General features: G+C 72.2%; 17 protein-coding genes. 14 read left to right on the top strand and 3 right to left on the bottom strand.

Annotated features, from left to right (window positions below; translation table 11 throughout):
• Positions 1–64 precede the first annotated feature (64 nt).
• On the bottom strand, positions 65–571 hold the full coding sequence (locus QIT00_RS02700) for a GyrI-like domain-containing protein (RefSeq protein WP_282533396.1): 507 nt from the start codon (positions 569–571) through the stop codon (positions 65–67).
• 227 nt (positions 572–798) lie between these two features.
• Between QIT00_RS02700 and QIT00_RS02695 the strand changes: the two genes are divergently transcribed.
• Together QIT00_RS02695 and QIT00_RS02690 are read left to right on the top strand one after the other, a co-directional pair.
• Positions 799–1224, top strand: coding sequence for a PaaI family thioesterase (locus tag QIT00_RS02695; RefSeq protein ID WP_282533395.1), 426 nt, complete (start codon positions 799–801; stop codon positions 1222–1224).
• A 5-nt stretch (positions 1225–1229) separates the two neighbouring features.
• On the top strand, positions 1230–1736 hold the full coding sequence (locus QIT00_RS02690) for a hypothetical protein (protein WP_282533394.1): 507 nt from the start codon (positions 1230–1232) through the stop codon (positions 1734–1736).
• Between the two features lie 111 nt (positions 1737–1847).
• Here the strand turns inward: QIT00_RS02690 and QIT00_RS02685 are convergent, their stop codons facing one another.
• Entirely contained in the window at positions 1848–2840 is a 993-nt protein-coding gene (locus tag QIT00_RS02685) for a Gfo/Idh/MocA family protein (protein ID WP_282533393.1), read from the bottom strand.
• 122 nt (positions 2841–2962) lie between these two features.
• Between QIT00_RS02685 and QIT00_RS02680 the strand changes: the two genes are divergently transcribed.
• Positions 2963–3778, top strand: coding sequence for an SAM-dependent methyltransferase (locus QIT00_RS02680; protein WP_282533392.1), 816 nt, complete (start codon positions 2963–2965; stop codon positions 3776–3778).
• A 79-nt stretch (positions 3779–3857) separates the two neighbouring features.
• Here the strand turns inward: QIT00_RS02680 and QIT00_RS02675 are convergent, their stop codons facing one another.
• Entirely contained in the window at positions 3858–4805 is a 948-nt protein-coding gene (locus tag QIT00_RS02675) for a trypsin-like serine peptidase (RefSeq protein ID WP_282533391.1), read from the bottom strand.
• A gap of 302 nt (positions 4806–5107) precedes the next feature.
• Between QIT00_RS02675 and QIT00_RS02670 the strand changes: the two genes are divergently transcribed.
• The 11 genes from QIT00_RS02670 (at position 5108) to QIT00_RS02620 (ending at position 18220) form a co-directional block, all read left to right on the top strand.
• Positions 5108–5650: an EF-hand domain-containing protein gene (locus QIT00_RS02670; RefSeq protein WP_282533390.1), complete on the top strand. Its 543-nt coding sequence runs from the start codon at positions 5108–5110 to the stop codon at positions 5648–5650.
• Positions 5651–5701: 51 nt separating this feature from the next.
• Entirely contained in the window at positions 5702–5935 is a 234-nt protein-coding gene (locus QIT00_RS02665; protein ID WP_282533389.1) for a hypothetical protein, read from the top strand.
• Between the two features lie 207 nt (positions 5936–6142).
• Complete coding sequence (locus tag QIT00_RS02660) at positions 6143–6907, top strand: GntR family transcriptional regulator (protein WP_408909706.1); 765 nt, start codon at positions 6143–6145, stop codon at positions 6905–6907.
• Positions 6908–7036: 129 nt separating this feature from the next.
• The gene (locus tag QIT00_RS02655; protein WP_282533387.1) at positions 7037–8041 is read left to right on the top strand and encodes a sugar ABC transporter substrate-binding protein; all 1005 of its coding nucleotides are present in this window, start codon (positions 7037–7039) and stop codon (positions 8039–8041) included.
• A 182-nt stretch (positions 8042–8223) separates the two neighbouring features.
• Positions 8224–9225, top strand: coding sequence for a sugar ABC transporter substrate-binding protein (locus QIT00_RS02650; RefSeq protein ID WP_282533497.1), 1002 nt, complete (start codon positions 8224–8226; stop codon positions 9223–9225).
• A 58-nt stretch (positions 9226–9283) separates the two neighbouring features.
• Positions 9284–10351 carry an ABC transporter permease gene (locus QIT00_RS02645; RefSeq protein WP_282533386.1) on the top strand — a complete coding sequence of 356 codons (1068 nt, stop codon included), beginning with the start codon at positions 9284–9286 and terminating at the stop codon, positions 10349–10351.
• The gene (locus tag QIT00_RS02640; protein ID WP_282533385.1) at positions 10348–11166 is read left to right on the top strand and encodes an ATP-binding cassette domain-containing protein; all 819 of its coding nucleotides are present in this window, start codon (positions 10348–10350) and stop codon (positions 11164–11166) included. The genes QIT00_RS02645 and QIT00_RS02640 overlap by 4 nt, the downstream gene beginning before the upstream one ends.
• Before the next feature lie 120 nt (positions 11167–11286).
• On the top strand, positions 11287–12444 hold the full coding sequence (locus QIT00_RS02635; RefSeq protein WP_282533384.1) for an ROK family glucokinase: 1158 nt from the start codon (positions 11287–11289) through the stop codon (positions 12442–12444).
• Positions 12445–13023 (top strand): sugar kinase, encoded by a 579-nt coding sequence (locus tag QIT00_RS02630; protein ID WP_282533383.1) that lies wholly within the window; start codon positions 12445–12447, stop codon positions 13021–13023.
• A 113-nt stretch (positions 13024–13136) separates the two neighbouring features.
• Positions 13137–16049, top strand: coding sequence for a DEAD/DEAH box helicase (locus QIT00_RS02625; protein WP_282533382.1), 2913 nt, complete (start codon positions 13137–13139; stop codon positions 16047–16049).
• A complete protein-coding gene (locus QIT00_RS02620; protein WP_282533381.1) occupies positions 16046–18220 on the top strand; it encodes an SWIM zinc finger family protein in 2175 nt (724 codons plus the stop codon). Before QIT00_RS02625 ends, QIT00_RS02620 begins: the two co-directional genes overlap by 4 nt.
• The last annotated feature ends 75 nt before the right edge of the window (positions 18221–18295 follow it).

Here is an 18295-nt window from a genome sequence, read left to right as displayed (position 1 = left end):
GGGCTGTGACATTTGCGACTCCGCCGCGGGGCGCGGCCAGCCACGACGGCGCGGCACCGGGGTGTCAGTCCCGCAGTCGGAACGCCAGTTCCGTCTCCCACTTGTTCAGGTCCGGCTCCAGCCGGGGATCCGTCTTGTAGCTCTCCAGGCGGCAGGCCCACACCTCGCCCGCCTCCGTGCGCTCCATGTCCCAGGCGAGCCCCTTCGCCGTGCCCCACTTCAGGACCGTCGCCGTCACCGCGAACAGTTCGTCGGGGTGGCCGATATGACGTACCGTCACATACCGCCCGGCGGGCAGCGTGCCCACGTACAGCTCGCCGTCCGGGACCCGGACCCGCTCGCCGACCGGCACCCCGGCCACCACCTCGAACTCCCGCGTACGGTCGTCCGGATCGAGCAGCTCGTACTTGAAGAACGGGCCGTCGGCGATGGGGATGCCGCGTTCGCCGAGCCAGCCCACGATCTCCGGCAGCCGGTCCGCGAGCAGGCCGAACGTGTCCCAGCTGACCCGGCCCCTGACCCCGACGAAGTGCTGTTCGGGGCGTTCTTCGATCCTCGGTTGGTTCGCCATGCGCCGATCCTGCCGGGCCGCGCCGCGCGCCGCACCCCGGCCGCGCGGACCGCCCCGGCGGATCAGCCCGTCGGAGCCCCCGGCTGAATTCAAGTCGTGAGTTGAGTGATGAGAGAACGGTCCGTCCATACCTCGCGCACATGTTCCCGCCCGGGTAGGTTCGCTCAGGGGAGGGCAGGCGATGGTGGACACGCTCAGCAGCGAGGAGTGCAGAGGAGATCCGTACGATGACGCAGCCGCCCGCCCTCGACCTGGCCGCCGCCGAACAGGCTCTGGACGCGCAGCCGTTCAGCCGCCTCCTCCAGGCCAGGATCACCGCCTTCGGCGACGGGGGCGCCACCCTGGAGATCGACGTCCGCGAGGAGCTGCGGCAGCAGAACGGGCATCTGCACGGCGGCGTCGTCTCGTACGCGGCGGACAACGCCCTCACCTTCGCCGCGGGCACCACGCTCGGCCCGGCCGTCCTGACCGGCGGCTTCTCCATCCAGTACGTACGGCCCGCACGCGGGCGCACCCTCGTCGCGCGCGCCGAGGTCGTGCACAGCGGCCGCCGCCAGGCCGTGGTCCGCTGCGATCTGGTCACCGTCGACGACGCGGGCGAGGAGAAGCTGTGCGCCGTCGCCCAGGGCACCGTCCTGGCGGCGGGAGGCTGAGGGCCGTGCAGCGCAGCATCGAGATCTGCACCGACGTCACCGGCCGTACGGGCGGCGGTGAGGGCTTCCACTACCTCCGCTGGCAGTCCAAGGTGGAGCTGTCCCTCGACTGCTTCATCTGCGAACGGACCGCCCGCACCACGGTGTTGGAAGTCGGCGCCGAGCGCGCGGTGTGCGGCGGCAGCCGCGGCGGCCCCGTCGGCCACTACACCGCCGCCCGCATCGCCGCCTTCGACGTCACCTCGGGCGCCGACCAGCTGGCGCTCAGGACCGTCGTCAGCTTCTGGTGGGCCCCGTTCACCGACTCCGCCTCCGGCCACCGCGCGGCCGCCCCGACCCTGCACCCCTGGGTCCGCCTGCACCTCGGCTACGACTGCCCCCAGGAGGGCGGAGCCTCGGGCTCCTTCGGCATCCAGACGAACATGGAACGCCCGGTCAGCGAGCCTTGCGCCCACTGCGCCCGCCCGGTCGCGACGAGCACTCGTACGCCTACGATCCGGCTCCTCGACTGACGCATCAGCCCCTCCGGCACTTGAGGACGAGCGCGCAGCGCGATCGACGGGGTCCCAGTCGACGGTGCGGGCCGACTACCCCGCAGCGTCCCAGTCGACGGTGCGGGCCGACTACCCCGCCAGACTCACCACCCGCCCCTCCCGCCGAGACACCTCACAAGCCTCCGCGACCCGCAGAGCGGCCAACGCCTCACGCCCGTCGCACGGCGTCTCCCGCTCCCCCCGCGCCACCTCCACGAACGCGGAGATCTCCGCCTCGTACGCCGGGGCGAACCGCTCCAGGAACCCCGGCCACGGCTTCGCGGGCGCCGCGGGCCCCGTCGGCTCGGCGGACGTCAGCGGCGTGCGCTCGTCCCAGCCGACCGCCAACTGGTCCCGCTCACCGGCGAGTTCCATGCGTACGTCGTACCCCGCGCCGTTGCACCGCGTCGCCGTAGCCGTGGCCAGCGTGCCGTCGTCCAGGGTGAGGACCGCCGCGGCCGTGTCGATGTCGTCGGCCTCGCGGAACATCGCCGGGCCCGCGTCCGAGCCGACCGCGTACACCTCGCGCACCTCGCGCCCCGTCACCCAGCGCAGCGCGTCGAAGTCGTGGACCAGGCAGTCCCGGTAGAGCCCGCCGGACAGCGGCAGATACGCGGCGGGCGGCGGTGCCGGGTCCGAGGTGATCGCCCGCACCGTGTGCAGCCGGCCGAGCCGCCCCTCCCGTACCGCCTCCCGCGCCGCCGCGTACCCCGCGTCGAAGCGCCGCTGGAAGCCGAGCTGGAGCACCGAGCCCGCCCGCTCGACCTCCGCAAGGGCGGCCAGGGTGCCCGGCAGGTCGAGGGCGATCGGCTTCTCGCAGAAGGTGGGGAGCCCGGCGCGTGCCGCCCGGCCGATCAGGGCGGCGTGCGCCGCGGTCGCCGCGGTGATCACGACCGCGTCCACCCCGGCCGCGAACACCGCGTCCACGTCGGCCGCGGCATCCGCGCCCGTGCGGCTCGCCAGCTCCGCGGCCCGTGCGGGGTCCGCGTCGGCGACGAGGAGAGCGTCCACCGCGGGGTGCCGGGCGAGTGTCGCCGCGTGGAACGAACCGATACGACCTGTTCCGATGAGTCCGATGCGCATGCCCCCAACCTGGCACCGCTGCCCGTACCGCGTCCAGCATTTGTCAGGACATTCCAACTCCGGGCGGCGTGGTCCCTCCGTCCGTACACTCGAAATCCGCGCGCAGCCAAGGGAGTTGACGCATGACGGAAGCAGCAGGGAGGGACCGGAGCCCGCTGATCGACACCAGCAAGGCACACCCGGCCCGCGTGTACGACTGGTATCTCGGTGGCAAGGACAACTACCCGGTGGACGAGGAGCTCGGCCGCCGGATCGCCACTCTGGAACCGGCCGCCAAGTACGCGGCGCGGCACAACCGCTGGTTCATGCACCGGGCGACACGGCACCTGGCGGGCGCCGCAGGCATCCGCCAGTTCCTGGACATCGGCGCGGGCATCCCCACGGAGCCCAACCTGCACCGGGTCGCCCAGGCGATCGCCCCCGACGCCCGCGTCGTCTACGGCGACAACGACCCGATCGTCCTCGCCCACGCCGCGGCCCTGCTGCGCGGCACCCCGGAGGGTGCGACGGACTACCTCCAGGTGGACGTCCGCGAGCCGCGGCGGATACTCGAACTGGCCGCCAGGACCCTGGACTTCGACCGCCCCGTAGCGGTCTCCCTGAACGCGGTCCTGCACTTCGTCCCGGACGAGGACGGCGCCCGCGAGACGGTCCGCCTCCTCATGGCGGCCGCGGCGCCGGGCAGCCATCTGACGCTCACCAACGTGGCCTCCGACTACGACCCGGAGCGGACGGAGCAGGCCATCGCCATGTACAAGGCGGGCGGCGTGACCCTGGTGCCCCGCTCCCGCGAGGAGTTCACGAGCCTCTTCGACGGCCTCGACCTGGTCGACCCGGGCGTCGTCTGGGTCCCGGAGTGGCGCCCCGAGCTCGCCGATGACGAGGTCAGGGACGGCTCGCCGGTGCCGATGTACGCGGGGGTCGCGCGCAAGGCGTGAGCCCGTCAGCCCGTGAGCCCCGGCCTCCCTCGGCTCACAACTGCCCGGCTCACAACCGTCCGGCTCACAACTGCCCGGCTCACAACCGCTCGGCCCGCGCGTGCACCTGACCCGCGAGCGGGCCGAGCACCTCGCCCTCCATCACCGAACTGCCCTCCTCCGCGTCCCCGAAGCTGTTCACCGACACCAGCGCGCCCCGCCCCGACTTCGCGTCGAACCCCGCCAGCCAGGGCCCGCCGCTCGACCCGCCCTCCATCGGACAGGGCACGCTCTGCTTGCCGTCCGGCGTCGCGGACGTGGTGCCCGAGCAGTGCATGAGGCGCTCGCCGCGCTCCTCCCGGCTGTCCGGGTAGCCGAAAACGGTCACCTTCCCGCCCGGCTTGCGGCCGACGGCGAGCTGCTGCCCGCCGACCGTGTCCGCCAGCGCCTTGCCCGAGCGCGGATCCACGACCACGGCGGCCACATCGGTCGTGGCGTCCTGCTCCCAGCTGCGCGGCATCACCACCGCCCGAATCACGAACACCCCGTAGGGGAGCCGGTTTTCGCCACTCTCCGCACGGCTCTTCTCGCCGCTCTCCGCACGGCTCCTGTCGCCGTTCTTCTCGCCGCTCTTCTCTCCATAGCCGGGCACGAACACCATATTGGTGTGGTGGTTTCCGGGGGACGCGGGCAACTGCACACAGTGCCCGGCCGTCATCACCGTGGACCGGTTGCGGCCGCGCACCGAGGTGGCCGTGCAGTACGAGTCCACCCCCTTCTCGTCGGTGAAGAACAGCCGCCCCACCGTCCTCATCTCCGGCCCGCCCCAGGGCCGTACGGCAGCGGAGTCGTGCCCGAGCGGTGCGTTCGCCCCGACCTCGCGCATCCGGTCGGGCGTCCAGTACGCGAGGGTGTCGCGCCGCTCGGCCGCCGTGAAGGTCACTTCGGTGAGCGCCGCCTCACGGATCGCCGGGCCGGCCAGCGCGCCCGCGGCCACCACCGCCGCCACGGAGGCGACGGCCAGCGCGGGCGGAACGATGCGATGCATGAACGGGCACCTCCTCTGCCCCCGGTCCGACGCTAGGCCCCACGGCGGCCGTCCGCTCGCCGTGCGGCCGGCCCGCCGCTGTCCATGCCCCGTACGAGAGGGCCGTCCGTCAGACGCCCGCCCACGTCGTCGCCGGACTCCACCTGGTCCTCGAACCCCGCCTCGGCATCCGGCACGGCGGACCGTCTCTCCGGTGAATCGGCCCACCCGAACGGACGAGCCTCCCGGCACGGCCCCTCTCACACGCCCCCGGCTGGAGGTAAGCACCCTTCCAACTGAAGTCTCCACGAAAGGGACAGGCCGTGAGCGAGGACCTGCTGCGCCGCAAATTCGAGCACCGGTTCAACCTGCTCGACACCGACCACGACGGATACATCACCGAGGCCGATCTCACCGCCCTCGGCGACCGGCTGATCGCACACCTGCAAGAGCCGCCGACCTCGCCCAAGAGCCGCTCCGTGGCCGACTCCAGAACCCACTACTGGCGCTGCCTCTCCCGGCTCGCGGCACCCGACGCCGACGGCCGCGTATCCAAGGACGCCTTCGTCGCAGGACTGGCCGCCTCAGCCGACAGCCCGCGGGTACGCGAGATGGTCCACCCGTCCATCAAGGCCGATCTCGCACTCGCCGACCGCGACGACGACGGCGTGGTCGACATCGACGAGTTCACCACCCTCTACACCGCCATCGGCGTTCCCACCGGCCAGGCGCGGGACATCTTCCGCGTACTGGACCGCAACGGCGACGGCAGCCTCGACCTGGACGAGTGGCTCGAAGCGGCCGACGAGTTCTTCACCGCCACCGACTCCACCGCCCCCGGCAACCACATCCTCGGCCGCGTCTGAACGCCTCGACCCACCACACCCCACACGTACGACCCACAAGGAGCCGCACCCATGGCAGGATTCCTCGACCGGGCGAAGGAGCAGGCGCAAGGCGCCCTCCAGGCCGGGAAGCAGAAGGCGGACGAGGTCCAGCAGCAGCGTGCCGGGAACGATCTGCTGAAGAAGCTCGGCGCCGCCTACTACGCGGAGCGGCGCGGCACCGGCAGCGCGGAAGCCACCCAGACCGCGCTGAGCGCCCTCGAAGCCCACATCGCCACCCACGGGGACGGCTTCCTGCGCGGATGAGGCGGCGACGCGGCGGCCCGCGCAGTGCCGTTCGCGCGGTGGCGGGTCGCTTCCGTCCGTTGTGACCGGTGCGCGTCCGGTCGAAAGCGCCGGTGAGGCGAAAGCGCCGGTGAGGCGGAAGCGCCGGTGAGGCGGAAGCCCTGGGTTTGTCCGGACAATCGGACCTCAGGACTTCCCGTCAACATGAGCCACCGCTACGCTCGCCCCGTGCCCAAGCCCGCAGCCGATCAGGCCGAGTCGCTTCAGCTCGGCGTGGACCGCAGCAGTCCCGTCCCGCTGTACTTCCAGCTGGCGCAGCAGCTCGAGGCGGCCATCGAGCAGGGCCGGCTCGCCCCGGGCAGCCTCCTCGGCAATGAGATCGACCTCGCCAAGGGGCTCGGCCTGTCCCGGCCCACCGTCCGGCAGGCCATCCAGTCCCTGGTCGACAAGGGCCTGCTCGTCCGCCGCAGGGGCGTCGGGACGCAGGTCGTGCACAGCCAGGTCAAACGTCCGCTGGAGCTGAGCAGCCTCTACGACGACCTCGAAGCGGCCGGTCAGCGCCCCGCCACCCGCGTCGTGCGCAACGCGGTCGAGCCCGCCTCCGCCGAGGTCGCCGCCGCACTCGGTCTCGCGGAAGGCGCCGAGGTGCACCGCGTCGAACGGCTCCGGCTCGCCCACGACGAGCCCATGGCGTACCTCACGAACCACCTGCCCGCCGGCCTGTTCAAGCCGGAGTCCGCGCGGCTCGAAGGCACCGGCCTCTACCGCCTCATGCGTGCCGTCGGCATCTCCCTGCACAGCGCCCGCCAGACCGTCGGCGCCCGCGCGGCCACGGAGGCGGAGGGGCAGCTCCTTGCCGAGCCGCCCGGGGCGCCGCTGCTCACCATGGCCCGTACGACCTTCGACGACACGGGCCGCGCGGTCGAGTTCGGCTCGCACATCTACCGAGCCTCGCGCTACTCCTTCGAGTTCCAACTGCTCGTACGGGCCTGAGCGTGCCGTAGTCCTCAAGGGTCGGTCCGTATGTTCTGACAAACTGACAAAGTCATTGACGGCCCCGCGCGCCTCCGCTAGAACACCCCCAGCCGCACCCGGGCGGCCCGGAGAAGGGGTGGTCCACCCATGCGCAGAGCCCGAACAGCCCGCACGGCGACCGGAGTTGCGGCCCTCGTGGCCGCGCTCGCCCTCGTCGCCGGGTGCAGCGGATCCGGCGGCAAGGGCGCCGAGGACCGCGCCGACGAGGAGTCCGGCGGCAAGGCGTCCGGGCCGCGCCTGAAGATCGGGATGGTGACGCACTCCGGCGAGGGCGACACGTTCTGGGACATCGTCCAGAAGGGCGCGAAGCGGGCCGCCGCCAAGGACAACGTCGAGTTCCTCTACGCCAACAACAAGGAGGCGAAGGAGCAGGCCGAACTCGTCCAGTCGTACATCGACAAGAAGGTCGACGGCCTGATCGTCACGCTCGCCAAGCCCGAGGCGATGAAGTCGGTGCTCGCCAAGGCCGCGAAGGCCGGTATCCCGGTGATCACCATCAACTCCGGGGGCCGGTTCTCGCAGGAGTTCGGCGCCCTCACGCACATCGGGCAGGACGAGGCCGTCGCGGGCGAGGCGGTCGGCGACGAGCTGAACGCGCGCGGCCGGAAGAAGGCGCTGTGCGTCATCCACGAGCAGGGCAACGTCTCCCTGGAGGAGCGCTGCGCGGGCGTCGAGAAGACCTTCGACGGCTCGGTGGAGAACCTCAACGTCAACGGCACCAACATGCCCGAGTCGCAGTCCACCATCCAGGCCAAGCTGGACTCGGGCGCCGACTTCGACGTCGTCGTCACCCTCGGCGCCCCCTTCGCCGAGGCCGCCGCGCAGGCCAAGGAGGACTCGGGCAGCACGGCGGAGATCGACACGTTCGACCTCAACGCCGAGGTCGTCAAGCAGCTCAAGGCGAAGGAGATCGGCTTCGCCGTCGACCAGCAGCCGTACCTCCAGGGCTATCTCGCCGTCGACGGCCTCTGGCTGCACCACGTCAACGGCAACGTCACCGGCGGCGGCAAGCCCGTCCTCACCGGTCCCGCGATCGTCACGGAGAAGGACGTGCCGAAGCTGGAGAAGCTCACCGCGAACGGCACCCGGTGACGGAGGACGAAGGGCACCCGGTGACGGAGGACGAAGGCCGCTCGGTGACGGAGGACGGACGGCACCCGGTGACCCCGCTGCCCGCACCCCTGATCGGCGTGACCGATACTGGGGCGTTCGGGGCGGGCCGGCGGTCCGCCCCACGGCACCACCCGGCAGTACAGCGAGAAGGGCACGACTTCGTGGCAAGAGTTCGGACCTGGGCAGGCATCGCGCTCGCGGCGGTGCTCGGCATCGCGCTCACCGGGTGCAGCAGCACCGGCGGCAAGCGCGCCGAGGACGCCCGCAAGGCCCAGGCACAGGGCAGGGCCGCGGTCGACACCCCGCGCTGGACGATCGGTATGGTCACCCACTCGGGCGACGGCGACACCTTCTGGGACATCGTCCGCAAGGGCGCCGAGCAGGCCGCCGTCAAGGACAACATCAACTTCCTGTACGCCAACCACGACGAGGGCAAGGAGCAGGCCCAGCTGGTCGACTCCTACATCGACAAGAAGGTCGACGGCCTGATCGTCACGCTCGCCAAGCCCGACGCGATGAAGGCGGCCCTCGCCCGCGCCCGCAAGGCCGGTATCCCGGTGATCACCGTCAACTCCGGCTCCGCCGAGTCCAAGGAGTTCGGCGCCCTCGCCCACATCGGCCAGGACGAGGAGATCGCCGGTGAGGCCGTCGGCGAGGAGCTCAACAAGCGCGGGCGGAAGAAGGCCCTGTGCGTCCTGCACGAGCAGGGCAACGTCGGCCACGAGCAGCGCTGCGCGGGCGCGAAGAAGACCTTCGACGGCACGATGCAGAACCTGTACGTCGACGGCACCAACATGCCCGACGTCCAGTCCGGCATCAGCGCCAAACTGCAGTCCGACTCGGCCATCGACACGGTGGTCACGCTCGGCGCGCCCTTCGCCGACACCGCCGTGAAGGCCAAGGAGGACGCCGGCAGCAAGGCGGAGATCGACACGTTCGACCTGAACGCCAAGGTCGCCGCGGGCCTCAAGTCCCGCGCCCTCGGCTTCGCCGTCGACCAGCAGCCGTACCTCCAGGGGTACGAGGCGGTCGACCTGCTGTGGCTGTACAAGTTCAACGCCGACGTCCTGGGCGGCGGCCGGCCCGTGCTGACCGGCCCGGAGATCGTCACCGAGAAGGACGCCGGCCGGCTCGAGGAGTTCGCGAAGCGGGGGACCCGATGAGTGATCCGACGCAAGCGATCGTGACGGAGTCTGTGACGGCAGTCTGGCAGGTGGCCCGATGACCGCCACGGCCCCGGCGAAGAAGGCGCCGGGCGAGCCCGACAAGACCGCGGACGAACGGCTCCTGAAGACCTCGCTGCCGCGCAAGCTGCTCGGCCGGCCCGAGCTGGGCGCGGTCGTCGGCGCCCTCGCCGTCTTCGTCTTCTTCTCGTTCGCCGCGGACAGCTTCCTGCAGGCGTCCAGCCTGTCGACGGTCCTCTACGCCTCGTCGACGATCGGGATCATGGCGGTGCCGGTGGCGCTGCTGATGATCGGCGGCGAGTTCGACCTGTCGGCCGGTGTCCTGGTGACCAGCTCCGCGCTGATCTCGTCGATGTTCAGCTACCAGATGACGGCGAACGTCTGGGTGGGCGTGGGCGTCTCGCTCCTCACCACGCTCGCCATCGGCGTCTTCAACGGCTTCATGCTGACCCGTACGAAACTGCCGAGCTTCATCATCACGCTGGGCACGTTCCTGATGCTCACCGGGCTGAACCTGGGCTTCACCAAGCTGATCAGCGGCACCGTCTCCACCAAGACGATCGCCGACATGGAGGGCTTCGAGTCCGCGAAGGTGCTCTTCGCCTCCCAGATCACCCTCGGCGGTGTCGCCTTCAAGGTGACCATCCTGTGGTGGATCGCCCTGGTCGCCGTCGCCACCTGGATCCTGCTCCGCACCCGCGCGGGCAACTGGATCTTCGCGGTCGGCGGCAACATGGACGCCGCACGCGCGGTGGGTGTCCCGGTCATCAAGACCAAAATCGGGCTCTATATGGGTGTCGGTTTTGCCGCCTGGGTGTCAGGACAGCACCTGCTTTTCTCCTTCGACGCGGTGCAGTCCGGCGAGGGCGTCGGCAACGAACTGATCTACATCGTCGCGGCCGTCATCGGCGGCTCCCTGATCACCGGCGGCTACGGCTCCGCGATCGGTTCCGCCTTCGGCGCGTTCATCTTCGGCATGACCGGCAAGGGCATCGTGTACGCGGAGTGGAACGCCGACTGGTACAAGTTCTTCCTCGGAGCGATGCTCCTCCTGGCGACCCTCCTGAACCACTGGGTCCGCAAGCGCGCGGAGGCCACGAAATGACCACGTCGGACACCTCTGCACCGCTTGTCGGGCCCGCACCCCTGGTCGAGCTGGACTCGGTCAGCAAGTACTACGGCAACATCCGCGCCCTCGAAGGCGTCTCCCTCACGGTGCACGCGGGGGAGGTGTCCTGCGTCCTGGGGGACAACGGCGCCGGCAAGTCGACCCTCATCAAGATCATCGCGGGCCTGCACCGGCACGACGCGGGCACCTTCCGCATCGAGGGCGAGGAGACCAGCCTCAGCAACCCGCGCGACGCCCTGGACCGCGGCATCGCCACCGTCTACCAGGACCTCGCCGTCGTCCCGCTGATGCCGGTCTGGCGGAACTTCTTCCTCGGCTCCGAGCCGACGAAGGGTGCGGGCCCCTTCAAGCGCCTGGACGTCGACCGGATGCGCCGCACCACGCGCGAGGAACTCCTCCGCATGGGCATCGACCTGCGCGACGTCGACCAGCCCATCGGCACCCTCTCCGGCGGCGAGCGGCAGTGCGTGGCCATCGCGCGTGCGGTGTATTTCGGCGCGAAGGTCCTCGTCCTGGACGAGCCGACAGCGGCCCTCGGCGTGAAGCAGTCCGGCGTGGTCCTCAAGTATGTGGCGGCCGCACGTGACGCAGGCCTCGGCGTGGTGCTCATCACCCACAACCCGCACCACGCCTACCTGGTCGGCGACCGCTTCGTCCTCCTCAAGCGCGGCACGATGGCCGGCAGCCACCTCCGCGAGGAGATCGAACTGGACGAGCTGACGCGCCAGATGGCGGGCGGCTCGGAACTGGAAGAGCTCAGCCATGAAATGGAGCGAGCTGAGCGGAAGTGATCCGTCCATGCCGTTTCCCTCGGATCAGGCCCGCGCCCTCCGGCAGGATCCGAAGGAGACGGCCCGGGCCCGGTCCCACCTCACCGGGCCCTGACACACGGCCCCCGTAGAATCGCCCCGATGAGCACCTACCGCGACTTCGCCCACCGCGGCTCCGCGCGCGCCACCGTCCTGCGGACCGTAGGCACCCGCGAGCGCCGCTCCCACCTCTCCGCCCCGCGCGTGCCGACCGTCGGCATCGACATCGGCGGTACGAAGGTGATGGCGGGCGTGGTCGACGCGGACGGCCAGATCCTGGAGAAGGTCCGCACCGAGACGCCGGACAAGTCCAAGAGCCCCAAGGTCGTCGAGGACACCATCTGCGAGCTGGTGCTCGACCTCTCCGACCGGCACGACGTCCACGCGGTCGGCATCGGCGCGGCCGGCTGGGTCGACGCGGACCGCAACCGCGTCCTGTTCGCCCCGCACCTGTCCTGGCGCAACGAACCCCTGCGCGACTCCCTGCAGTCCCGCCTCGCCGTCCCGGTGATGGTCGACAACGACGCCAACACGGCCGCCTGGGCGGAGTGGCGCTTCGGCGCGGGAGCCGGCGAGGACCACCTCGTCATGATCACGCTCGGCACCGGCATCGGCGGCGCCATCCTGGAGGACGGCCAGGTCAAGCGCGGCAAGTTCGGCGTCGCGGGCGAGTTCGGCCATATGCAGGTCGTGCCGGGCGGGCACCGCTGCCCGTGCGGCAACCGCGGCTGCTGGGAGCAGTACAGCTCCGGCAACGCCCTGGTCCGCGAGGCCCGCGAGCTCGCCGCCGCCGACTCCCCGGTCGCGTACAACATCATCGAGCGCGTCAAGGGCCAGATTCCCGACATCTCCGGCCCGCTCATCACCGAGCTGGCGCGCGAGGGCGACGCGATGTGCGTCGAGCTGCTGCAGGACATCGGGCAGTGGCTCGGCGTCGGCATCGCCAACCTCGCCGCCGCCCTCGACCCGTCCTGCTTCGTCATCGGCGGCGGTGTCAGCGCCGCCGACGACCTCCTGATCGGACCCGCCCGCGACGCCTTCCGCCGCCACCTCACCGGCCGCGGCTACCGCCCGGAGGCCCGTATCGCCAAGGCCCAGCTGGGCCCGGAGGCGGGCATGGTGGGCGCCGCCGACCTGGCGCGCCTCGTCGCCCGCCGCTTCCGCCGCGCCAACCGCCGCAGGCTCGAACGCTACGAGCGGTACGAGCGGTACGCGCAGGCGATCCGCACCACCACTCGCCACACCCAGGGAAACAAGTAGATGACCCCGTCCGTGCCCGGCCAGTCCACCTCGCCGGAGGGTTCGAAGCCGCCCGAGGACCACAAGCACATGATCCGCCGCCGCTGGCTCACGGCGATCATCATCGTGCTCCTGATCGGCATCCCCGCCGGCTACCTGGCGATCTCCGCGGGACAGAGCCGGGACAGCGGCCGCGACAAGGAGGAGAAGTACGCCGCGACCGGCCTCACATCGGAGTGGCCCTCGCGGGTGCAGCGCCGCATCTACGAGGTGCCGATCCCGCCGTACTCCCGCCGCGTCGCGTACTACGAGACCAACAACTGGCGCACGAGCAGGCTCTACGTCCAGTTCCTCACCAGCAACAAGGGCCTCGACAAGTTCCTCAAGAGCATGGACAAGGACGTCGCCGACCTGAACGAGGGCGACATGACGCTCAGCAAGCGCGACCGGCAGGTCGTCGGCTGGACGTTCACGAAGTCCGGCCCGTTCTACGGCCTGCAGCACAAGCAGCCGGACCCGCGCCCCAGCCACGACGTCTACGTGGACCGCAGCAACCCGCACCACCCGATGGTCTACGTCGTCGCCACGGCCAACCCCTGACGCTCCGCGCCCGGGGCCGCCTGTGACGGCGTGCCCGGTCGGTTGTCAGTGCCCCTCCGTAGAGTCGTAGACGTCCGATCGACGACCGATCTCCGGAGGGGGTGAGCCGCGCCATGACCGAAGTGCTCGACCGGCGCGAGGCGGGGGCGGACCCGCAGGCCGCGGGGGCGGACCCGCAGGCCGCGGGGACGGACCCGCGCCTGCGCCTCGCCGCCGTCTTCCTGCCCGCCACCCCGCCGCGCGAGGGCCGCGTCGCGCTGTGGAACCCCGTCGGCGGACCACTCCCCGACGCCCCCGGCACACCCGCGGAGCTCACGGTCGTACGCAGCCGCGGCGCCGTCGTCCGCAGGGCCACCGCGCCCGCCCTGACGCTGCCGGTCGACGCGGCGCTGCCGCTGCTCCTGGCCGCGCACCCGTCGGCGCGCCCGCACCCGTCCGCCCACCCCGCCACGGCCTGCTGGGGCGCCGCCGCCCGCCTCGCCCTGCGCCTCGTGGCCCGCGGCCGGCTTCTCCCCGGCCTCACCGCGGACGACCAGGACGCCTGGCGCGCGGGCCCGCTGGAGGGCGGCGACGTCGAGCAGCTGCGGGCGATCGCCGCCGCCCTGCCGTACGAAGGCCATGCCGTCCCCCTGGAGGACGCCGTTCCGCTGCAACTGCCGCAGCCCGAGGCCCTGATGCGCGCGTTCCTCGACGCGGTAGCGGACTCCCTGCCGCGCACCCCGGCCGCGCCGCACTCGGTGGGCGCGCCGTTCGCCGCGCGCGCCCCGCAGCGCCTGCCGCAGGCCCGCGAGTGGGCCGCCGAGGCCGCGGCGGGCATGGACGCGGGCGTGCGGATCTCCCTCCGCCTCGACCTGTCGGGCAGTGACCTGTTCGACCGCAGCGACGAGGACCGCACGGCGGGCGCGGCCGTGGTCCAGGTGCACAGCCTCGCCGACCCCACGCTCGTCATCGACGCGGTCGCCCTGTGGGAGGGCGAGGGCGAGGAGGTCTTCGGGCCCCGCGCGCGCGTGGACGCCGCCCTCGCCCTGCGCCGCGCCGCCCGCGTCTGGCCACCCTTGGAGCGCCTCGTCGAACGGTCGTCCCCGGACGTACTCCCGCTCTCCGAGACGGAGTTGTACGACCTGCTCGGCAGCGCCGCCGCCCGCCTCGGCGCCGCCGGGGTCGCCGTGCACTGGCCGCGCGATCTCGCCCAGGACCTGTCGGCCGCCGCCGTGGTGCGCTCCGCGCCCGGCTCCGCGACGGACGGCACCGGCTTCTTCGAGGCCGATCAACTCCTGGAGTTCCGCTGGCAGTTGGCGCTCGGCGGCGATCCGCTCACCGAGGCCGAGATGGACCAGCTCGCCGAGTCGCACCGCCCCGTCGTGCGCCTGCGCGACCAGTGGGTGCTCGTCGACCCGGCGCTGGTCCGCAAGGCCCGCAAGCGGGAACTGGGGCTGCTCGACCCGGTCGACGCCCTGTCGGTCGCCCTCACCGGCACGGCCGAGGTCGACGGTGAGGAGGTCGAGGCCGTCCCGGTCGGTGCCCTCGCCGAGCTGCGGGACCGCCTCACCACGGGCCTCGCCCCGGCACAGCCGCCGCCCGGCCTGGACGCCGAGCTGCGGGACTACCAACTGCGCGGCCTGGCCTGGCTCGACCTCATGACGTCGCTCGGCCTCGGCGGCTGCCTCGCGGACGACATGGGCCTCGGCAAGACGGTCACGCTCATCGCCCTGCACCTGCGCCGGGCCCGCCGCGAACCCACCCTGGTCGTCTGCCCCGCCTCCCTCCTCGGCAACTGGCAGCGGGAGATCGCCCGCTTCGCGCCCGGCGTCCCGGTCCGGAGGTACCACGGCGCGAGCCGCTCCCTCGACGATCTGGACGGCGGCTTCGTCCTCACCACGTACGCCACGATGCGCACCGCCGCCGCGCGCCTTTCCGAGCAGACCTGGGGCATGGTCGTCGCCGACGAGGCGCAGCACGTCAAGAACCCGCACTCCGCCACGGCCAAGGCGCTGCGCACGATTCCCGCCCCGGCCCGCATCGCCCTCACCGGCACCCCGGTCGAGAACAACCTCTCCGAGCTGTGGGCCCTCCTGGACTGGACGACGCCCGGGCTGCTCGGCCCCCTCAAGGCGTTCCGCTCCCGGCACGCGCGCGCGGTGGAAGGTGGTGGCGCCGCAGGCGAGGACACCGCCGCCGTGGAGCGCCTGGCCCGTCTGATCCGCCCGTTCCTGCTGCGCCGCAAGAAGTCCGACCCGGGCATCGTGCCCGAGCTCCCGCCGAAGACGGAGACCGACCATCCGGTGCCGCTCTCCCGCGAACAGGCCTCGCTGTACGAAGCGGTGGTCCGCGAGTCGATGGCGGCGATCGAGGCCGCCCAGGGCATCGCGCGGCGCGGCCTCGTCCTGAAGCTCCTCGGCGCGCTCAAGCAGATCTGCAACCACCCGGCGCAGTACCTGAAGGAGTCCGCCGGAGCTTCGGGAGCCGTCGGCCGCGCGGGAGCGGTCCGCCTGGACGGCCGCTCCGGCAAACTCGACCTGCTCGACGAGCTGTTGGACACCATCCTCACGGAGGACGGCTCGACGCTGATCTTCACGCAGTACGTCGGGATGGCCAAGCTGATCGCCGGGCATCTGGAGGCCCGCGCGGTCCCGGCCGAGCTGCTGCACGGCGGCACACCGGTGGCCGAGCGCGAGCGCATGGTCGACCGCTTCCAGTCCGGTGGGACGCCGGTCCTCGTCCTCTCCCTCAAGGCGGCGGGCACGGGCCTCAACCTGACCCGCGCGGGTCACGTGGTGCACTTTGACCGCTGGTGGAACCCGGCGGTGGAGGAACAGGCCACGGACCGTGCGTACCGCATCGGGCAGACCCAGCCGGTGCAGGTCCACCGGCTGATCACGGAAGGCACGGTGGAGGACCGCATCGCCGAGATGCTCGCCTCCAAGCGCGCCCTCGCCGATGCGGTGCTCGGCTCGGGGGAGTCGGCCCTGACGGAACTGACGGATCGCGAACTGGCGGACCTGATCTCCCTGCGGAGGCCCGCATGAGTACGTCGAGTACGTCGCCGAGGGGCGACCACACCCCCGAGACTCCGGCCCAGGCGGCCCGCCGTGCGTTGCGCGAGGCGCGCGAGGCGCGCGAGGCGAGGGCGGCGACCGAGGCGAGCGCGGTGGTGGAGGCGGCGGAAGGGGCGTACGAGGAAGGCGCCGAGGCCACTGCCTCCGACACTGCCTCCGGCACCCCCTCCGACACCGCCTCCGGCACCCCATCCGACACGCCCTCCGGCACCGCGACCGCCCCCGTTCCGGATGCCGACCCCGTGTCCGCCCGGCCCGCCGAACCCTCCGCTCCCCGTCCCGGGGACGTGGCCAGGGAGGCGCTGCGTGCGGCTCGTACCCCGTCCGTCACCTCAACCGAAACCGAGACAGCAACCGCAGCGGCGACGGAAACGGCAACCGAGGCAGCAACCGAAACCGAAACAGCAGCCGAAACCGAAGCAGTACCGGAAACCGAAACAGCAGCCGAAACAGCAGCCGAAACCAAAGCAGCAACCGAAACCAAAGCAGCAACCGAAACCAAAGCAGCAACCGCACAGTCCACCGCCGAGTCCACCGCCCCCGCCGAAGCCCAATCGGCCGAAACCGTCGCGGAGTTGAAGCGGATGGCGCGCCTCGGCCGCCGCTCGATGCGCCCGTCGAGCGGGGTGCGCGATGCGGGCGATTTGGGTGAGGTTGGCGAAGGCGGCGAAGTCGGCGAGGGTGAGCCGGTGGCCGCCGAGGCCCCCGTCGAGTCCGACCAGGAGTCCCCGAGTGCCGCCGCGCGGTCCGCCCTGGCGCGGGCGGGTGCCGAGCGAAGGCGGGCGGAACGGGACGGGGCGCAGCCCGTACGCACCGGGCGGCGGGCGCGCCGCAGGCGGCTGAGCGAGGACACCCCGGCAGCCCCGGCCGCAAGCGAGACGCGAACCCGCTCGTCCCGCCCAGAGCCCACGGAAGAGCTCCGGCGCACGTTCCCCGCGGAAGGCCCCGACGCCCCGACGGGGGAGGGGAGTTGGTGGAGCTCGGCCTGGATCGAGGCGCTGGAGGAGTCCGCGCTCGACCCGGCACGCCTCGCCCGTGGCCGGGACTACGCGGGGCACGGCCGCGTGGACGCCGTGACGGTCACGCCCGGCCTGCTCCTCGCGTACGTGCACGGCAGCCGCCCCCGCCCGTACCGCGCGAAGATCACTCTCCCCACGTTCACCGACGAGGAGTGGGACCGCTTCCTGGACGCGGCCGCGGCGCAGCCCGGGCACATCGCGGCGCTGCTGGACCGGGAGATGCCGCGCTCCCTGGCCGACTGCGGCGTGCCGCTGCTGCCCGCGCCGGGCGAGCTGCACCCCGAGTGCTCGTGCCCGGACTACGGCCACCCCTGCAAACACGCGGCGGCGCTCTGCTACCGGACGGCGCGGCTGCTCGACGAGGACCCGTTCGTGCTGCTCCTGCTGCGCGGCCGAGGTGAGCGCGGACTGCTCGCGGAGCTGTCCCGCCGCAACGCGACGCTGGCCGCGCGTTCCGGTCCGCCGTCAACGGCCGTACGCATGCCGGGAGTTCGCGCCCGAGACGCACTCGCGCCCCGCGCCCTTCCCCCGTTGCCGCGCCCGCAGCCGCCGCTCCCGCACCCTGAGCAGCCGCCCGCGTACCCGGCGGCGCCGGGTGGCCCCGATCCGTTCGCCTTGGACCAGCTGGCCACCGACGCGGCCGCCCGCGCGCACGCCCTGCTGGCCACCGGCCGGGACCCGGTCGCCGAACTGACGCTGTGGCAGGACGCGGTCAGAATCGCGGCCGCCCGCCCGGGTTCGGGCCTGACGGTGGCGAGCCGCGCGCAGTACGAGTCGCTGGCCGCGGCCGCCGGACGTACGGCCACGGACCTGGCACGCGCCGTGGCGGCCTGGCGCCAGGGCGGCCGCGACGGCCTCGCCGTCCTCGAAGAGCCCTGGGACCCGCCCGCGGGCCGCTTCGACCAGGCGAGACCCGCCCTGCGCGCCGCCGAGTTCCCCCTGTTCACCCCTCGCCGCAACCACCTCACCCACCCGGAGGGCACCCTCCAACTCCGCCTGGGCCGCGACGGATTGTGGTACGCGTACGAAAGCGAACCGGGCCACGACGACTGGTGGCCCAGAGGCACCCCGGACCACGACCCGGTGGGCGCACTCACAGCACTTGCAGGGGGCGGGCCGTGAGGTCCTGACACTCGGACCGGCCGCCGAGACGAGTCAGGGGATGACCGCCCGTCGGGATCGCGCCTCCGACAGGCA

The organism is Streptomyces luteolus (assembly GCF_029968015.1).
GTDB lineage: Bacteria > Actinomycetota > Actinomycetes > Streptomycetales > Streptomycetaceae > Streptomyces > Streptomyces luteolus.
This window is presented reverse-complemented; position numbering and strand designations above follow the sequence as displayed.

Coding starts and splice junctions, on each gene's coding strand:
- QIT00_RS02655 (WP_282533387.1), top strand. CDS start 7,037: ATGCGCAGAGCCCGAACAGCCCGCACGGCGACCGGAGTTGCGGCCCTC.
- QIT00_RS02635 (WP_282533384.1), top strand. CDS start 11,287: ATGAGCACCTACCGCGACTTCGCCCACCGCGGCTCCGCGCGCGCCACC.
- QIT00_RS02630 (WP_282533383.1), top strand. CDS start 12,445: ATGACCCCGTCCGTGCCCGGCCAGTCCACCTCGCCGGAGGGTTCGAAG.
- QIT00_RS02625 (WP_282533382.1), top strand. CDS start 13,137: ATGACCGAAGTGCTCGACCGGCGCGAGGCGGGGGCGGACCCGCAGGCC.
- QIT00_RS02640 (WP_282533385.1), top strand. CDS start 10,348: ATGACCACGTCGGACACCTCTGCACCGCTTGTCGGGCCCGCACCCCTG.
- QIT00_RS02620 (WP_282533381.1), top strand. CDS start 16,046: ATGAGTACGTCGAGTACGTCGCCGAGGGGCGACCACACCCCCGAGACT.
- QIT00_RS02665 (WP_282533389.1), top strand. CDS start 5,702: ATGGCAGGATTCCTCGACCGGGCGAAGGAGCAGGCGCAAGGCGCCCTC.
- QIT00_RS02675 (WP_282533391.1), bottom strand. CDS start 4,805: ATGCATCGCATCGTTCCGCCCGCGCTGGCCGTCGCCTCCGTGGCGGCG.
- QIT00_RS02700 (WP_282533396.1), bottom strand. CDS start 571: ATGGCGAACCAACCGAGGATCGAAGAACGCCCCGAACAGCACTTCGTC.
- QIT00_RS02680 (WP_282533392.1), top strand. CDS start 2,963: ATGACGGAAGCAGCAGGGAGGGACCGGAGCCCGCTGATCGACACCAGC.
- QIT00_RS02695 (WP_282533395.1), top strand. CDS start 799: ATGACGCAGCCGCCCGCCCTCGACCTGGCCGCCGCCGAACAGGCTCTG.
- QIT00_RS02645 (WP_282533386.1), top strand. CDS start 9,284: ATGACCGCCACGGCCCCGGCGAAGAAGGCGCCGGGCGAGCCCGACAAG.
- QIT00_RS02685 (WP_282533393.1), bottom strand. CDS start 2,840: ATGCGCATCGGACTCATCGGAACAGGTCGTATCGGTTCGTTCCACGCG.